Source organism: Amycolatopsis rhabdoformis (genome assembly GCF_035918295.1).
Lineage (GTDB): Bacteria > Actinomycetota > Actinomycetes > Mycobacteriales > Pseudonocardiaceae > Amycolatopsis > Amycolatopsis rhabdoformis.
In genome coordinates this window covers 7,910,792-7,927,912 of record NZ_CP142149.1, presented here as the reverse complement: position 1 = coordinate 7,927,912, position 17,121 = coordinate 7,910,792, and the positions used below count along the sequence as shown (strand labels likewise).

Here is a 17,121-nt window from a genome sequence, read left to right as displayed (position 1 = left end):
CTCCCCGGTCAGTTGTTCGTCGGTTCCCCGGTGTCGATCGGGGTGTCGGACGGGTCGCCTGAGGGCGGGTGGTGCGGTGGCTTGGTCGGCCGGGTCGGGAACGACGGGAAGTTGCCGTTGCCCGGGCCGTTGGGGTCACCGGGGTTCACGGGGTTGTTGCCGTCGCCGTTGCCGTTGCCCGGGTTGTTGGGGTCGCCCGGGTCGTTCGTCGGCGTGATGTCCCCCGGCGGCACGTTCGTGTCGCTCGGCTGGTCGGTCGGCGGGGCCGCGGCGCCGATCAGGTCGACCTGCGAGAAGTGGTCGGCCGGCTTGCCCGCGAGGTAGCCGGTCATGAACTTCTGCCACAGCGGGCCGGCGATCGTCGAACCGAAGATCGGCGTGCTGCCCTTGCCGTGCAGGTCGAGGTCACCGTCGCCACCGACCCACACCGCCACGGAGACCGAGGACGTGTAGCCGACCATCCAGGTCTGCGCGTTGGCGTTCGCGGCCGAAGCCGGCTCACCCGCGCGCTTGGTGTGCTGCTGCGTTCCGGTCTTGCCGGCGCATTCGTGGCCGGTCGGGCACTTCAGCTTCGAGAAGCCGATCACGGGTTTGAGCGCTTCGGTCACGTTGCCCGCGATCTGCTTGCTCAGCTCGGCATCGCCGTCCGCGAACGCCGATTTGGCCGGCTGCGCCTGCGCTTCGTAGGCGACCTCGTTCTGCGCGTTCGTCACCTTCAGCACGAAGTGGCGGTCGCGCTGCTGGCCGTCGCCCGCGAAGGTGGCGTAACCCGACGCCTGGTCGGCCGGCGTGATCTTGGTGTCGCCACCGCCGAGCGAGATGTTGTTGTTGGAGATGTCGATCTGCGAGTTGCCGCCGCCGTTGTCCTTGGTCTTTACGCCGGCTTCCTCGGCGGCCTGCTCGACCGGGCCCTGCTTGGTGACGTTGAGGACCATGTCGTAGAAGACCGTGTTGGCCGAGATCTTCATGGCCTCGGCCACGGTGCACTGTTCCGAGCAGCTGTCGCTGTCACCGGCGTTGCGCACGATGCGGCCGTCGAACTCGCGGTTGTTGCGGCCGTCGAAGGTCGAGTTGATCCCCTTGCCCATTTTGAGGAACGCCGTGAGGTCATACGGTTTCATCGACGAACCGGGGTTCTGCGGGGTGTCGGCCCAGTCGCGGGCCGCCTGTTTCTGGCCGTTCACGTCGATGGTCGTCGGCCCGCCGTAGTACGCGAGCACCCCACCGGTTTTCGGGTCCACGGCCACGAGCGCGTCGAGCAGCCGCTTGTCCGACTGGTTCGCGAGCGCGTCGGCACCCGCCTGCTCGGCGAGGCCCTGCGCCTTCTTGTCGATGGTCGTCTGGATCGTGTAGCCGCCGGAGTAGTACTGGTCGTCCGAGATGCCGTGCGCCGCGAGCTCGGCCTTCACCTGGTCGGAGATGAAGCGGTACGGCGCGCTCGAGTCGTTCTTGTCCTCCGACAGCGGGATCGGCGTCGGGAACTGCGCCGCCTTGCGGTCGGCCGCGGTGATGTAGTGGTTCTCCACCATGCGGTCGAGCGCGGTGTTCCAGCGGTCGTGCGCCACCTTCGCGTTCTCCGAGCGGCCCGGCTGCTGGATGAGGCCGGCCAGCAGCGCGGCTTCGGAGAAGCTGAGGTCCTTCACGTCCTTGTGGAAGAAGGCCTGCGACGCCGCGCCGACGCCGTACGCACCGCGCCCGAAGTAGATGATGTTCAGGTACGCGGTGATGATGTCCTGCTTCGAGTACGTCTGGTTCATCTTGAACGACTTCGCCAGCTCGGTCCACTTGCGGGTGAGCGTGGGCGCGTCGTTGTCGGTGGCCTTTTTGATGTACTGCTGGGAAATCGTGGAGCCACCGCCGGTACCGCCGGTGACCTGGTTGTACACGGCCCGCAGGATGCCCGTGACGTCGAAGCCCGAGTTGGTCTCGAACGACGAGTCCTCGGTCGCGATCGCCGCGTGCTTCATGATGTCGGGAATCTGGTCGGACGTGAGGATCTGCCGGTTGCCGCCGCTCGGCACGTCCTTGCCCATCGGCGAGCCGTCGGCGTAGAGGTAGGTCACGGCCTGGCTCTGGCCCTGCGCCACGCTCTGCGGCGAAGGCACGTCGACGCTGAAGTACGTGATCACGAACGCGATCGCGGGGATCACGATGAAGATGCCCACGAACGCGTAGACGCTGCGCCGGATGATCTTCCAGCGCCGCTTCTTCTTCTGCGCGGCCGTGAGGACCGGCCGGCCCTTCTTGTCGAGTTCCGGCTCGTCGGGGTAGACGTCGTCGGGGTCCAGCGGTGCGCCCGAGTCGTAACCCGCGTCGTAGCGGTCGTCGGCCGTGCCGTTGTGCACGTGGTGCGTCATCAGCTCCGGCTCACGACGCGGCCCGGGCTGCGGGCCGGGCCGGCGCGCGCCGGGCGGCGGCTGCCGGAAGCCGGGCGGCGGGGTGCCGGGCCGGTTCGGGGGCACGCGGGGACCCGGCTGCGCGGGGTTGCCCGGCGGCGGCGTGCGAGGTGCGCCGCCCTGCGGCGGCTGGTTGCGGGCCCACGGTGGTGGCCCCTGCCGGCCGGCAGGAGGTGGTTGACGCCGCGGATCGGGATCCCGGTCGGGCCAGGAGCGGTTGCGGTCGTCGTTCACGTGCGGATCCTCTTCTCGGACGCGGGCGTGCTGCGGGCGCAGATCCCCTCACCAAAGGGACGCACCGCGGGTGGGGTGGGTTCACTCGAGCGGTGGTGGGTATCTCTGCGTAACGGCCCCGGCGCGGGCTGAACCGGACAAAAGTACGCCCAGTAGCTCGGCCGGGCGATGTCGGCTGGGTCACTCCGGGGCGCCGGCGAAGCTGCCGGCCGGACTTCACTCACGAAGAAGGGCTCCCCTCCTGAACCGGAAAGGAGCCCTCTTCGAGGAACCGCGGGTCGCTACCCGCCGGGCTGTTTCGGTGGTGGGGTCACCTCGACTCCACCACCGTCACCGCCGCCGCCGTTGCGGCCGGGACCGCCACCGTTGCCGGGGCCACCGCCGAAGATCCCGCCGGGACGGCTGGTGGTGGTGGTGGTCTCCGACGAGGTCGTCTCGCTCGTGGTCGAGCTCGACGTGCTGGTCGGCGTGCTCGTGGTCGAGCTGGTGCTCGGCGTGGTGGTCACCGAGCGACTGCTGCTGCTCGTGGGTGTGACCGTGTCGGCGTCCTTGCCGATCGGGTCGACCTTCGGGAACTTCTCCGTGGGCTTGCCCTTGAGGTAGGTGTCCATGAAGTCCTGCCACGCGGGGCCGGCGATCGTGGCACCGAAGATCGGCTTGTTGTTCTTGTCGTGCAGCGGCTTGTTGCCGTCACCGCCGATCCACACCGCCGCCGAGATCGAGGAGGTGTAGCCCACCATCCAGGTCTGGGCGTTGCGGTCCGCGTAACCCTTCGGCAGGTTCTTCGCGCTGCCCGGGTCGAACTGCTGCGTACCGGTCTTGCCGGCGCAGTCGTGGCCGGTCGGGCACTTCAGGTGGGATTCCTTGATGACCGGCTGGAGCGCGTCGGTGACGTTGCCCGCGATCTGCTGGCTCTTCTGCTCGTCGGGGTCGAACGCCGGTTTGCCCTGCACCGTCGCCTCGTCGAACTGCACCTCGTCTTGGGAGTTGGTGAGCTTCGAGACGAAGTGCTGCGGGCGGTAGATGCCGCCCGAGGCGAAGGTCGCGTAACCCGCGGCCTGGTCCTCCGGGGTCAGCGACGTCTCACCACCGCCGAGCGCGATGTTGGCGTCGTTGGTGCCGAGCTTCGCCTTGCCCTTCGGAGCAGGCTGCACGCCGGCTTCCTTCGCGGCTTCGGCCACCGGCGCCGGCTTCGTCACGTTCAGCACCATGTCGTAGAACACGGTGTTGGCCGAGACCTCCATGGCCTTCTTGACCGTGCACTCCTTGCCGCAGCTGGCACTCTCACCCGCGTTGCGCACGATGCGGCCGCCGAGCTCACGGTTGTTGGTGCCGTCGAAGATCTCGCCGAGGCCCTTGCCCATCTTGAGGAACGCGGTGAGGTCGTACGGCTTCATGGACGAGCCCGGGTTCTGCGGGGTGTTCGCCCAGTCGTTGCCCAGGGTGTCCTTGCCGTTGTCGTCCTTGATCGTGTTGGGGCCGCCGTAGTAGGCCACGACCCCACCCGTTCTCGGGTCGACGGCGACCAGAGCTCCCAGGATGTCGGGGTCGGTTTGCCCCTTCATGTTGTCCTGCACGGCTTGCACCGCCGCTTGCTGCGCGGCCGGGTCGATCGTGGTGTAGATCTTCGCGCCGGACGAATACAGCTTGTCCTGGTCGTAGCCCTTGGCTTCGAGCTCGTCCATGATGCGCTGCTGGATGAAGTAGTCCAGGGTGCCCGCGTTTTCCTTCGCCTGCGTGCCCTTGGGGATCAGCTTGGGGAAGGTCGCGGCTTCGCGGTCGGCCTTCGAGAGCCAGCCGTTGGCCACCATCTGGTCCAGCACGTACGACCAGCGCCGCTGGGTGTAGGCCGGGTCCTCCGATTTGCTCGGCAGCTGGATCAGACCGGCGAGCAGCGCCGCCTCCGAGGGGGAAAGCTGGCTCACGTCCTTGCCGTAGTAGGCCTTCGCGGCCGCCGCGATGCCGTTGGCGCCGCGGCCGAAGTACACGATGTTCAGGTAGCCCGTGATGATGTCCGATTTGGACTCTTCGTTGTTGAGCTTGAACGACTTCGCGAGCTCGGTCCACTTGCGGGTGAGCGTCGGGGCTTCGTTTTCCGTGGCCTTCTTGACGTACTGCTGCGAGATCGTCGAACCACCACCGGTGCCACCGGTGACCTGGTTGTAGACCGCGCCGAGGATGCCCTTGATGTCGAAGCCCGAGTTGGTCTCGAACGTCTTGTCCTCGGCCGAGTACACCGCGTGCTTGACCACGTCGGGGATCTGGTTCGGCTGCAGCAGTTCGCGGTCGCCGCTCGGCGGCACGCTGCGGCCCATCACCTGGTTGTTGGCGTAGAAGAACGTGATCGGCTGGCTCTGCAACGCTTTCACGTCCTGCGGGGAAGGAACCTTCACCATGAAGTACGTGATCACGAAAGCGACGGCCGGTACCACGATGAACAGCCCCACACACGCGTACGCGATGCGCCGGATGACCTTCCAGCGTCGCTTCTTGCGCTGTTTCGGCGTGAGCGGCGGCTTGATCGGCTTGCCGTTCTCGTCGAGTTCGGGGCCCTCGTCCTCGAAGTCGTCCTCGTCGGAGTACTGGGGGTGCTCGGCGCTGTCGTACTGGTCGTCATAACGGTCGTCGTACGGGTCGTAGCCGAACTCGGTGCCGTTGTGCACCTGGTGCGTCATCAGCTCCGGTTCGCGGTCCGGGTACGCCGGAGCGGCCGGCGGAACCGCGGACCGGTTCTGCGGCGGACGGCGGGCCGGACCCGCGCCCGTGCGGCCTGGACCACCGGGACCGGGCGGGCCCGGCTGGCGGAAGCCCTGCGGCGGGCTCGCGGTCGGACCACCCGGACCGCCGGGGCCGGGCGGGCGGCCACCGGGCGGTGGCGGAGGCGGCGGGGCCTGCCGGCGCGGCGGCATCCCGCCCTGGCCGTTGGCGTTGGGCACGCGCTGGGACTGCTGCGGGCGCTGCGGAGGCCGCTGCGGCCGGCGAGGTGGTTCGTCGGCGGGCCATTGGGGGTCGGACCCACGCGGGTCTGCACCACGCGGATCGGCACCGCGCGGGTCTGAACCACGCCGGTCCGGACCACGCCGGGGCTCGTCGCCGCTGGGCCATTCCGGGGCGCCGCCGCCGGCGGCCGCGCGAGGCGGCCGCGGTGCGTTGCCGCGAGGGGCGGCCCGTCGAGTGCCGGGAGGCGCCTGCCGTTGCGGACGGCGGGGCGCGTCTTCACCCGGCCAGGCGGGGCCCGGCTCTTCCTCCGGCCATTGGGCACGGCGAGGTGCATCTGGCTCCTGGCCGGGCCAGGAGCGGTTGCGGTCGTCGGTCACGAATGGGCCTCCGAGAACGGCACTGCCGGCACCAGCGTTCGGGAAGAGCCGGTGCGCGCCGTCCTGTGCTCTGCAGCGGTTTTGGTACTCGTCACTGGCCCGCTGTCCTCCGCGGCCGGGTGGGCTGGGGCTCGCCCGTGCCGAGGACGTAGGACAGGACCAGGTGGTTCCAGTGGCACGTCCGGCACACCTCTACGTCGTAGACGGTGAACTCGCCGAACAGCCCCGCCATGCGGGCCAGTTCGTCGGGTGTCCGCGCCGATCCCGAAACGTGCTTCAGCTCATCGCCGTAGACCCAGGACACGAGGGTCAACGGCGTCCGGCGGCACATCGGACAGGCTCGATCATCGGGCCTGCCGTGGAACTTCGCCGCCCGAAGCAGGTACGGGGTCGCGTCGCACACCTCATGGTCGCCGACGCGTCCGGAGCGGACGCCGGCGAGCAGCGCACGGCGCTGCAAGGCGTAGTCCACGACCTGCCGCTGGGTAAGCACGAGGAACAGAGTACGGGCTCTTCCTGTGTGTGCAGTGCCCCCTGCGCGCGGGTACCCAGGGCGACCATTCGGACACGCCGGAAATTCGATAACTCTCTGGTGACGTTCGCCCTGGTCTGACCGCTTCCGGGGGTTACTTCCGCCACTTCGATGTATCGGCGCGATATAGTTGCCGAGTAGGTTCATGGAGGCGGTCGTCCCGGTAACCACTGGGGCAACGGCGGCCGCTGCGGTTTGTTCCCGTGAGGGGGTGCGGTGTGCTCGAACTCGCGATCCTCGGGTTGCTGCACGAGGCACCCATGCACGGGTACGTGCTGCGCAAGCGTTTGCACGAGACGCTCGGGATGTTCCGGGCGTTCTCGTACGGCTCGCTGTACCCGACCCTGCGTCGGTTGCTGCGAGCGGGTTTCCTCGTCGAGGAGCTCGACGAGGCGGACGACCGGGCCTGGTCCCGGCGCGGCCGCCGCGTCTACAAGCTCACCGCCGAGGGCAAGGAGCGGTTCGCCGAGCTGCTCGGCGACGCGGGTCCGCAGACCTGGGACGACGAGGGATTCGGCGTCCACTTGGCGTTCTTCTCGCGGACACCGGCCGACGTCAGGATGCGGATCCTGGAAGGCCGGCGGCGTCGCGTGGAAGAGCGTCGCGAGGGTTTGCGCGAGGCGCTGTCCAGGGCCGAGGAGAGGATCGACCGCTACACCCGCGAGCTGCACCGGCTGGGGCTCGAGTCGAGCGAGCGGGAGGTGCGCTGGCTCAACGAGCTGATCGCGCACGAACAAGCCGAGCAGCGTGGCCCGCAGGAGTGAGGGTGCGCTGCGCGGGCCGCGGCGTCCTGAAACGTCACGGCCAGACCTGCAGATGAAGTAACGGATTGAAGGAGAAACCGGCATGGGCGAGAACCGCCGCGTTCGGGTGGCCATCGTGGGCGTCGGCAACTGCGCCTCCTCGCTGGTCCAGGGTGTGCAGTACTACCGCGACGCGGATCCCGGCACGCGCGTGCCCGGTTTGATGCACGTCCGGTTCGGCGAGTACCACGTGAGCGACATCGACTTCGTCGCCGCGTTCGACGTCGACGCCAAGAAGGTCGGCCACGACCTGTCCGAGGCGATCTTCTCGAGCGAGAACAACACGATCAAGATCGCCGACGTGCCGCCGCTCGGCGTGCCGGTGCAGCGCGGCCACACCTACGACGGGCTCGGCCGCTTCTACCGCGAGACCATCTCGGAGTCGGACGAGGCGCCCGTCGACATCGTCGGCGCGCTGCGCGACGCGAAGGTCGACGTGCTCGTCTCCTACCTGCCCGTGGGCTCGGAAGAGGCTGACAAGTTCTACGCGCAGGCCGCGATCGACGCGAACGTCGCGTTCGTCAACGCGCTGCCGGTGTTCATCGCTTCGGACCCGGTGTGGGCCAAGAAGTTCGAGGACGCCGGGGTGCCGATCGTCGGTGACGACATCAAGTCGCAGGTCGGTGCCACGATCACGCACCGCGTGCTGGCGAAGCTCTTCGAAGACCGCGGCGTGCAGCTCGACCGCACGATGCAGCTCAACGTGGGCGGGAACATGGACTTCCTGAACATGAAGGAGCTCGAGCGGCTCGAGTCGAAGAAGATCTCGAAGACGCAGTCGGTGACCTCGCAGGTCGACCGCGAGCTCGGCAAGGGCAACGTCCACATCGGACCGTCGGACTACGTGCAGTGGCTCGACGACCGCAAGTGGGCCTACGTGCGCCTCGAGGGCCGCGCGTTCGGCGACGTGCCGCTGAACCTGGAGTACAAGCTCGAGGTGTGGGACTCCCCCAACTCCGCCGGCATCATCATCGACGCCGTGCGTGCCGCGAAGATCGCGAAGGACCGTGGCATCGGCGGCCCGATCCTGTCGGCTTCGTCCTACTTCATGAAGTCGCCGCCGGAGCAGTACGACGACTCCACCGCGCGCGACGCGGTCGACAAGTTCATCCGCGGCGAGCTGGAGCGCTGACGCGCTTTCTCCTCGGTGAACGAACTCGCCGCTAGAAGGGCTCCTCGGTTTCCGGGGAGCCCTTCTCGGCGTCTACAGGCCCAGTGCGGCGGGCAGTTCGTTGATGTCGCGCACCACGGTGGTGGCCCGCTCCAGTACGGCCGGGTCCGGCGGGAAGTGCGGGTTCGGCACCGCGTACACGGCCATTTCCGCCGCCAGGGCCGCCTTCAGCCCGTTCGTGGAGTCCTCCACCGCGGCACTCGACGCGGCCGGCACGTTGAGCAGCTTCGCTGCGCGCAGGTAGACGTCGGGCGCGGGCTTTCCAGCGCCGACTTCCTCGCTCGACACCGCCACGGGCACCAGCGACGTGAGGTCGCAGGCCTGCAGGAACGCTTGGATCAGCACCGGCGGCGACGAGCTCGCGATCGCCACCGGGTAGCGGCGGGCGACGGCGCGGACCACGTCGGGCGCGCCGTCGATCACGGGCGGGCCCGCGGCGTAGCGCTCGGCCATCCGGTCGATCACCGTCCGCGCGATCTCGTCGGGCGTCAGCCGCGCGCCGAGAGTGTTCACGAGGTAAGCGGCCCACTCGGGGGTGCTCATCCCTTGCTGTGCTCTGGTCGATTCGGGTAACCAGGTACCACCGTGCTCCGCGACCGCCGCGCGGCGCACCTCGTCCCAGGTCTTTTCCGAGTCCACCAGCACGCCGTCGAGGTCGAAGATCACCGCGTCCATACGGGCAGCCTAGTATGTGAGGCGAATTACTTCGCTACCCTAACTAAATTTGTTAGCCTGGCTAAGTGACTTCCGGAATCGTGGATCTCGCGCACCGCCTCTGGCCGGTCGTGTTCCGGCTCTACTACCTGGTGCGCCGTGAGACCTCGCAGGTGCTGACCCCCACGCAGGGATCGGTCCTGTCCGAGCTGGTTCGTGTCGGGCCCAGCCGGATGAGCCGCCTCGCGCAGCTCGAAGGCGTGCGGATGCCCTCGATGACCGACGTCGTCGGGCGGCTGGAGCGGCTCGGGCTCGTGATCCGGCGCCCCGACCCGGACGACGGGCGGGCCGTGCTGGTCGAAGCCACCGAGGCGGGCGAAGGCTTCTACGCCGAGCTCGTCGCGGCGCGCGAAGCGCAGATGCGCGAACGGCTGCTGGAGCTGACCGACGAGGAGCGCGCCGCGATCGACGCGGCCCTGCCCGCGCTCGGCAAGCTCATCCGCGATTTCCACGTCGTACCGGGAAAGCGAACAGAGGAGGAACTGATCCGCGATGAGCGCTGAGCACCACTCGAGCCTGCTGGACGCGATCAAGGGCCAGCCCAAGCAAGTGTGGATCACGGCGTTCGCCGCGGTCATCGCGTTCATGGGCATCGGCCTGGTCGACCCGATCCTGCTGTCGATCGCCAAGGGCCTGGACGCGACGCCGTCGCAGGTCACGCTGCTGTTCACGTCGTACCTCGGCGTGCAGGTGATCGCGATGCTGTTCACCGGCTCGATGTCCGCGCGCTTCGGCGCCAAGCGCACCGTGCTGGTCGGGCTCACGCTGATCGTCGCCGCGACGGCGCTGTGCGCCGCCGCCGGGTCGATCGAGCAGCTCGTGGGCCTGCGTGCGGTGTGGGGCCTGGGCAACGCGTTCTTCATCGCCACGGCGCTGTCGGTGATCGTCGGCGCGGCCACGGGCGGGCAGTCCGGCGCGATCCTGCTGTACGAGGCAGCCTTGGGTGTCGGCTTGTCGGTGGGGCCGCTGCTGGGCGCGCTGCTCGGCACGATCTCGTGGCGTGGCCCGTTCCTGGGCACGGCCGTGCTGATGGCCGGCGCGCTCGTGTTGTGCTCGGTGTTCCTGAAGAGCGATTCGCACGAGAAGCGTGAGCCGATCAAGCTGCTCGACCCGATCCGCGCGTTGAAGCACCCCGGGTTGCTGCGCACTTCGGTCGCTTCGGCGCTGTACACGGCCGCGTTCTTCGCGGTGCTGGCCTGGTCGCCGTTCGTGCTGGGCTGGAACGCGATCGCGGTCGGGCTGATCTTCTGCGGCTGGGGCCTCTGCGTGGCGGTGGCCGGCGTGGCGCTGGCGCCGAAGCTCGCCGCGCGGTTCGGCGAGCGGCACGCCGCGGCGCTCGCCGTGGTCGGCTACACGGTGCTGATGCTGGTGCTGGCCGTGCCGAGCAAGCCGGTGGTGGTCGTCGGGATCGTGCTGTCGGGGCTGGTCTCGGGCCTGCTGAACACCCTGTTCACCGGCACCGCGATGTCGATCAGCGACGCGCCGCGTCCGGTCGCCAGCGCGGGGTACAACTTCTGCCGGTGGCTCGGCGGCGCCGTCGCGGCCACGCTCGTGGGCCACGTGGCCGATTGGCTGGGCTGGGAGCAGGGGCCGTTCGTGATCGCGGCCGCGCTGTGCGTCGTCGCCGCGGCGCTGTTGTCGTTGCGGGAGAAGAAGGCCGACCCGCACGCGGTGCCGAAGGAAGCCGCGCTGGTGGGTGAAGAGGAGCTCTGACGCGTCTCAGGTGACTGGCCCCCGGACTGTCCGTCCGGGGGCCTTCGCGCATCTCGAGCGAATACACCTGCTGTTCACCTTGTCGTCCGTTTTGGTCGGGTTTGGCCGCATACGGTCGCTTCGTTCCCCTACTGAAGTGACCTGGAGGCCCTGTGTCCACGGAACGCGGGCGGCTGCTGCCCCTGTTCGCCACTCACCCCGGCGGCCGTTCTCCCCTGACCTGCGAATACCGTTGCGGCAACGCGTGCTCGCACGAAGCGCCGAACCCCTCGGGCAACGAGTACTTCGGCGACGTCGCGAAGAGCGTCTCGCGGCGCGGTGTGTTCAAGGCCGGTGCCGTGATGGCCGCGGCGGCCGGCGGGTTCGCCGCGCTGTCCGGCACGGCGGCGGCGACACCGTCGCACGGCAACCACGGCAACCACCCCGGCAACCACCCGCGTCCGGTGCCCGGCACCGACTTCGACGCCGTGGCGCCCAACAAGCTCGACCGCGTGAGCATCCCCGAGGGCTACGACCAGCACGTGGTGATCCGCTGGGGCGACGCCGTGGTGCCGGGTGCGCCGAAGTTCGACTTCCGCAAGCAGACCGCGGCCGCGCAGGCCGAGCAGTTCGGCTACAACAACGACTTCGTGGGCCTGATCCCGCAGGATTCCCTGGGGCTGCGCAACTTGCTCGTGGTCAACCACGAGTACACCACCGAGGTGCACCTGTTCCCGGCCGACCAGTACGACCCGGCGAACCCGACCGAGGAGCAGGTGAAGATCGCCTGGGCCGCCCACGGCCTGTCCGTGGTGCAGACCTTGCGCGACCCGATCGGCGGCGGCCTGCGCACCATGGCGAGCCCGCTCAACCGCCGGATCACGCTCGACACGGTTTTCGAGGTCCGCGGCCCCGCGGCCGGGTCGAAGTACCTGAAGACCTCGGCCGACCCTTCGGGCAAGCGCGTGCGCGGCACGCAGAACAACTGTTCCGGCGGCGTCACGCCGTGGGGCACCGTGCTGTCGGGCGAGGAGAACTTCCACCAGTACTTCGCCCACGCCGAACAGGTGACCGATCCGGTGCAGGCCGCGCGGCTCAAGCGGTACGTGATCGGCACTGGCGAGAGCACGCGCAAGTGGGAGCGCTTCGACAAGCGCTGGGACGTGGCGCGCGAGCCCAACGAGCCCAACCGCTTCGGCTGGGTCGTGGAGATCGACCCGAACGACCCGCACTCCACGCCGATCAAGCACACCGCGCTCGGCCGCTTCAAGCACGAAGCCGCGAACGTGAAGATCACCGCCGACGGCCGCGTCGCCGTGTACTCCGGTGACGACGAGCGGTTCGAGTACATCTACAAGTTCGTGTCGAAGGGCAAGTACAAGAAGGGCACGTCGGCGCTGGCCCGCCGGCACAACTCGGCGCTGCTCGACGACGGCACGCTCTACGTCGCCAAGTTCACCGGCGACAGCCCGGCGGCGGAGATCGACGGCACCGGCAAGCTCCCGACCGACGGCGAGTTCGACGGCGCCGGCGAGTGGCTCCCGCTGGCCAGCGGGAACAAGTCCTTTGTGGACGGATTCAGTGCCGAGGAGGTGTACGTCTTCACGCGCCAGGCCGCCGACAAGGCGGGCGCCACGAAGATGGACCGGCCCGAGGACATCGAACCCAACCCCGTGAACGGCCGGATCTACGCGGCGCTCACCAACAACACCGACCGCGGCGCGGCCGGCAAGGCGGGCGTCGACGAGGCGAACCCGCGCGTGGCCAACAAAAACGGCCACGTGCTCGAGTGGGAAGAGGCGCGCGGCGACTCGGCGTCGACGCGGTTCGCCTGGCGCCTGCTGCTCGTGTGCGGCGACCCGGCCACGGCCGACACCTACTTCGGTGGCTTCCCGAAGAGCCAGGTCAGCCCGATCTCGTGCCCGGACAACGTGGCGTTCGACCCGCACGGCAACCTCTGGATCTCCACCGACGGCAACACGCTCGGCGCCAACGACGGCCTGTTCTCCGTGCCGGTGTCCGGGCCCGAGCGTGGGCACGTGAAGCAGTTCCTGTCGGTGCCGGTGGGCGCCGAGACGTGCGGCCCGGTCGTGACCGACCACCTGGTGCTCGTGGCCGTGCAGCACCCGGGTGAGAACGCGGCGAGCTCGGCGAACCCGTCTTCGCACTGGCCCGACGGCGGCACCACGCAGCCGCGGCCGGCGATCGTTTCGGTGTGGCGCAAGGGCCGCTTCGGGCTCGCCGGCCGGATCGGCGTGCGGTAACTCTTTGGAGTGGCATTCGCTGCGCCGAACCCGGGCGGAGTAATAGCTTCGGCTTGTGAGGCGGGCAGGAAGAGTCGCGATCGGACGGACGGCGGGCGCGTCGGCCTGCACCCTGGTGCTGGCGGGCGCGCTCGTCGTCGTCCTGCCCGGGTCGGCCCCCGCGGCGGACCCGCCCGCGTGCGGTGGCGTGGCGCCGAACCCCAGCGTCGAGCAGGCTTCGACGCCGGGCGGCCCGCCGACGGGGTACGTGTTCACCCCGGCCGCGCCCGTGCCGCGCAGCACGCCGCCGGACAAGGTGCCGAAGCTCGTCACGGACCCCGCGCACGCGTCCGACGGCCGGGTCAACGCCCAGATCCAGACGCCCGACGGCCGTGTGAGCTCCGCCAGCCAGACCCTGCCCGCGGCACCCGGTGGCATCTACACGCTCTCGGCCGCCACGGGTTCCGTCGGCTCGGCGCTGGCCGACCGCGCCAACTCGCAGTCCACCGGCCTGCGCTTCACGGATTCGGCCGGTCGCACGCTGCTCGAGAAGTCGCAGAACGTGACCCACGACGTGCAGTCCGACGGCAAGCTCGCGCGCCAGGACCTGCCGGCGCAGACGGCGCCGGACAGAACCACGTCGGTGGTGTTCTTCGCGACCACGAACCGCAACTGGGTGATGTGGGACTGCGTGAACCTGCAGCTCGCCGCGTACACGGTGAAGGAAGAGGTGCAGAACCCGCAGACCGGCGAGTGGGGCGCGTCGGCCACGATCCCCGCCGGCGACACGGCGCACTACCGCACCACCGTCACGAACTCCGGCTCGCAGGCGCTCACCGGCGTGCTGCTGGTGGATTCGTGGTGCTCGTCGCTGCCCGGCGCGTTCGGCCTGGCGCCCGGCAAGTCGAACGCGGTCACGTGCGACCACCCGAACCTGGCCGAGAACGACACCGGCCACGTGAACAAGGTGCGGATCACCGGCGTCACCTCACCCAGCGGCACGCTCGCCGACCAGGCGGCCACCGCGTCGATCACGGTCACGCCGCTGCCGCTGATCGACAAGATCGGCGACCGCGTGTGGCGCGACACCGACCGCAACGGCCTGCAGGACGACGGTGAGCCCGGCGTCGCCGACCTCGCCGTGACCCTCAAGGACGGCGCCGGCGGCACGCTGGCCACCACGAAAACCGCGGCCGACGGCTCGTACCTGTTCGACAAGCGCAAGGACGGCACCTACCAGGTGTGCTTCGACGTGGCGCACCTGCCCGACGGCCTCACGGTGACCAAGCGGGCCGCGGGCGACGCGACGAAGGACTCCGACGTCGACCCGGCCACGGGCTGTACCTCGGCGTTCACGCTCGGCGGCTCGACGCACGACAACCTCGACGCGGACCTCGGGCTGGCCCCGCCACCTCCGCCTCCGCCGCCGGCCCCTTCACCGTCGCCGAGCGCTCCGCCGCCGCCTTCGGGCACGCCTTCGGAGACTCCGGCACCTTCGGAAACCCCGGCATCTTCAGCGAGCCCGACGCCCACGCCCTGAGCCCGGCCCGGAAGCGCTGCCACCAGCGGCGCGAGCCCTGCGTTCCCCCGGATGCGAGACTGGGTGAAGCCAGCCGGGGAGAGGGGCCATGACCACAGCCACCACCGCCACCACGAAATCCGTGGCGGCGTCCACGCCGTGGCTGAAATCCCCCACCACGTGGCTGACCTTCGCGACCATGGCGCTCTACGCGTACCTCGCGTGGCGCCGGCGCTGGATGTCGGACGACGGGCTGCTGGTGCTGCGCACGGTGCGGCAGATCCTCGCCGGTCACGGGCCGGTGTTCAACGTCGGCGAGCGCGTGGAGGCCAGCACCAGCCCGCTGTGGACGTGGCTGCTGGCCGGGCTCGGCACGATCCCGGGGCCGGCGCTCGAGTGGCTGTCGGTGATCACGGGCCTGGTCTGCGCTGTCGGCGGGCTGTTCTTCGCGATGGACGGCGCGCGCCGCCTCTACGACGGCCCGGTGGTGCCGGCGGGTGCGCTGGTCGTGTGCGCGCTGCCGCCGTTTCGCGATTTCGCGACGTCCGGGCTCGAAACCGGCTTGGCGATGTTGTGGATCGGCCTCACGTGGTGGCTGCTCGTGCGGGGCAAGGCGCCGAAGGCCACGGCGTTCGTGATCGGCCTCGGCGTGCTGGTGCGGCCGGATCTGGCGTTGTTCAGCGTGGTCGCGTTCGCCGCGCTCGTGCTGCTGCGCCGGCCGCGGGTGCGGGCGGGGTTCGGCTGGCTGGGTGTCGGGGTCGCGTTGCCGGTGGCGTACCAGGTGTTCCGCATGGGCTACTACGGGCTGCTCGTGCCGAACACCGCGCTGGCCAAGGAAGCGGGCACGAGCAACTGGTCGCGCGGGTTCGCGTACCTGCTCGACCTCATCGACCCGTACTACCTGTGGCTGTTGCTCCCGGTGCTCGCGGTGGCGGGGTTCCTGAGCCGGAAGTCGCGGGTCCTCACGCTCACGCCGATCGCCGGCGCGGTGCTGCTGGCCTTGTACGTGGTGCGCGTCGGCGGTGATTTCATGCACGGCCGGATGCTGCTGCCCGCGTTGTTCGCGCTGCTCCTGCCGGTGATGGCGCTGCCGTTGACGCGCAGGACGTTCGCGCTGCTGGCGGGTGTCGCCGTGTGGTCGGTGGCCGCGGCGGGGTGGCTGCGCGTGCCGTACGCGAACCAGCACGCGGCCGTCGGCGTGACCGACGAGCGCGCGTACTGGTCGTGGGTGACCGGCCACGAGCACCCGGTGATGGCGTCGGATTTCCTGGGTGAGCCGGTGATGCGGGTGGCCGTGGAGGTCACCGATGCGACGCGCGCGCCGGCCGTGCTGGTGTACAGCTACGGGGAACGGCGCTGGTACACGTTCCCCACGGACCGGCCCTACGTCACGCTTGCGGCCGACAGCATGGGCGCGATCAGCAACCTGGTGTCGCTCGACGTCCGCGTGCACGACGGCTACGGCCTGGCCAGCGACCTCGGCTCGCACACCACGTCGATCCCCGGCGGGCGGCCCGGGCACTCGAAGTGGCTCACCGCCGCGTGGGAGATCGCCGACGCCGGCTCGGGTGACGTGGCGACCGACGGGCAGCCGCACGTGTTCACGCCGGCTGAGATCGAGGCCGCGCGCCAGGCGCTGCGCTGCCAGGGCGAGCAGGACGTGCTCACCTCGACGCGCAGCCCGCTGACCTTCGGTCGCTTCCTCGACAATTTCGCGGGCTCCGTCAGCCGAACGGGCATCCGATTCGACCGCGACCCCCGCGCGGCAGCGTCCTGCTGACGCTTACGGTGGATCGCATGACCGATCTTCCGCTCGCCCTGGTCACCGGTGCCTCGCGTGGCATCGGCGCCGCCGTCGCCCACCAGCTCGCGCCCACGCACCGCCTCCTGCTCGGCGGCCGTGACGAGGCCGCGCTCGAGAAGGTGGCCGCCGACCTGCCGGGCGCTTCGCCGTGGCGCATCGACCTCACCGACAGCGCTGCCCTGGCGGAAGCCGCCGCGCAGATCTCGCGTCTGGACGTGCTCGTCCACTCCGCCGGCGCCGCCCGCCTCGGCACGATCGCCGAAGCCACGGCCGAAGACTGGCGCGTGAACTACGAGGTGAACGTCGTCGCGGTCGCCGAGCTCACGCGCCTGCTGCTGCCCGCCCTGCGCGCCGCGAGGGGTCACGTCGTGGTGATCAACTCCGGCTCCGGCCGCACGGCCCGCGCGGGCTGGGGCGCCTACGCCGCCTCGAAGTTCGCCGCCCGCGCCTTCGCCGACGCCCTGCGCGACGAAGAACCCGACCTGCGCGTGACCACCGTCTACCCGGGCCGCACCGACACCGACATGCAGCGCGCCGTGATCGCCCACGAAGGCGGCGAGTACGACCCCGCCCGCTTCCTCCGCCCCGACTCCGTCGCGACCGCCGTGGTCACCGCCGTGAGCGCGAGCCCGGAGGCGCACCTGACGGAACTGATCCTCCGGCCCCGCTGACCCGATCCGTCAGGCGCGCGCGGCG

Annotated in this window: 12 protein-coding genes; 8 read left to right on the top strand and 4 right to left on the bottom strand. The window is 69.9% G+C overall.

What is annotated here, in order from left to right; all coding sequences use genetic code 11:
• Positions 1-8 precede the first annotated feature (8 nt).
• The 3 genes from VSH64_RS36545 to VSH64_RS36535 all read right to left on the bottom strand — a co-directional run bounded on the left by VSH64_RS36545 (position 9) and on the right by VSH64_RS36535 (position 6,440).
• Positions 9-2,630: a transglycosylase domain-containing protein gene (locus tag VSH64_RS36545; protein ID WP_326567309.1), complete on the bottom strand. Its 2,622-nt coding sequence runs from the start codon at positions 2,628-2,630 to the stop codon at positions 9-11.
• A 281-nt stretch (positions 2,631-2,911) separates the two neighbouring features.
• Positions 2,912-5,305: a transglycosylase domain-containing protein gene (locus tag VSH64_RS36540; protein ID WP_326567308.1), complete on the bottom strand. Its 2,394-nt coding sequence runs from the start codon at positions 5,303-5,305 to the stop codon at positions 2,912-2,914.
• 733 nt (positions 5,306-6,038) lie between these two features.
• Positions 6,039-6,440 (bottom strand): DUF5318 domain-containing protein, encoded by a 402-nt coding sequence (locus VSH64_RS36535; protein ID WP_326567307.1) that lies wholly within the window; start codon positions 6,438-6,440, stop codon positions 6,039-6,041.
• 257 nt (positions 6,441-6,697) lie between these two features.
• Here VSH64_RS36535 and VSH64_RS36530 point away from each other — a divergent pair, with 257 nt between their 5' ends.
• Positions 6,698-7,243 (top strand): PadR family transcriptional regulator, encoded by a 546-nt coding sequence (locus VSH64_RS36530; protein ID WP_220245336.1) that lies wholly within the window; start codon positions 6,698-6,700, stop codon positions 7,241-7,243.
• Positions 7,244-7,325: 82 nt separating this feature from the next.
• The gene (locus VSH64_RS36525) at positions 7,326-8,414 is read left to right on the top strand and encodes an inositol-3-phosphate synthase (protein WP_220245335.1); all 1,089 of its coding nucleotides are present in this window, start codon (positions 7,326-7,328) and stop codon (positions 8,412-8,414) included.
• Positions 8,415-8,486: 72 nt separating this feature from the next.
• Here VSH64_RS36525 and VSH64_RS36520 read toward each other — a convergent pair whose 3' ends face one another.
• Positions 8,487-9,128, bottom strand: a complete 642-nt coding sequence (locus VSH64_RS36520) for an HAD family hydrolase (RefSeq protein ID WP_326567305.1) — start codon at positions 9,126-9,128, stop codon at positions 8,487-8,489.
• 65 nt (positions 9,129-9,193) lie between these two features.
• Between VSH64_RS36520 and VSH64_RS36515 the strand changes: the two genes are divergently transcribed.
• From VSH64_RS36515 to VSH64_RS36490, 6 genes are all read left to right on the top strand, one after another.
• Positions 9,194-9,670, top strand: a complete 477-nt coding sequence (locus VSH64_RS36515; protein ID WP_326567304.1) for a MarR family winged helix-turn-helix transcriptional regulator — start codon at positions 9,194-9,196, stop codon at positions 9,668-9,670.
• Positions 9,660-10,880, top strand: a complete 1,221-nt coding sequence (locus tag VSH64_RS36510) for an MFS transporter (RefSeq protein WP_326567303.1) — start codon at positions 9,660-9,662, stop codon at positions 10,878-10,880. The genes VSH64_RS36515 and VSH64_RS36510 overlap by 11 nt, the downstream gene beginning before the upstream one ends.
• Positions 10,881-11,032: 152 nt before the next feature.
• The gene (locus tag VSH64_RS36505) at positions 11,033-13,123 is read left to right on the top strand and encodes a PhoX family protein (protein ID WP_326567302.1); all 2,091 of its coding nucleotides are present in this window, start codon (positions 11,033-11,035) and stop codon (positions 13,121-13,123) included.
• Positions 13,124-13,178: 55 nt separating this feature from the next.
• Entirely contained in the window at positions 13,179-14,642 is a 1,464-nt protein-coding gene (locus tag VSH64_RS36500) for a DUF7850 domain-containing protein (RefSeq protein ID WP_326567301.1), read from the top strand.
• A gap of 88 nt (positions 14,643-14,730) precedes the next feature.
• The gene (locus tag VSH64_RS36495) at positions 14,731-16,401 is read left to right on the top strand and encodes a hypothetical protein (protein WP_326567300.1); all 1,671 of its coding nucleotides are present in this window, start codon (positions 14,731-14,733) and stop codon (positions 16,399-16,401) included.
• A 17-nt stretch (positions 16,402-16,418) separates the two neighbouring features.
• Complete coding sequence (locus VSH64_RS36490; protein WP_326567299.1) at positions 16,419-17,096, top strand: SDR family oxidoreductase; 678 nt, start codon at positions 16,419-16,421, stop codon at positions 17,094-17,096.
• The last annotated feature ends 25 nt before the right edge of the window (positions 17,097-17,121 follow it).

Coding starts and splice junctions, on each gene's coding strand:
- VSH64_RS36525 (WP_220245335.1), top strand. CDS start 7,326: ATGGGCGAGAACCGCCGCGTTCGGGTGGCCATCGTGGGCGTCGGCAAC.
- VSH64_RS36490 (WP_326567299.1), top strand. CDS start 16,419: ATGACCGATCTTCCGCTCGCCCTGGTCACCGGTGCCTCGCGTGGCATC.
- VSH64_RS36495 (WP_326567300.1), top strand. CDS start 14,731: ATGACCACAGCCACCACCGCCACCACGAAATCCGTGGCGGCGTCCACG.
- VSH64_RS36520 (WP_326567305.1), bottom strand. CDS start 9,128: ATGGACGCGGTGATCTTCGACCTCGACGGCGTGCTGGTGGACTCGGAA.
- VSH64_RS36510 (WP_326567303.1), top strand. CDS start 9,660: ATGAGCGCTGAGCACCACTCGAGCCTGCTGGACGCGATCAAGGGCCAG.
- VSH64_RS36540 (WP_326567308.1), bottom strand. CDS start 5,305: ATGACGCACCAGGTGCACAACGGCACCGAGTTCGGCTACGACCCGTAC.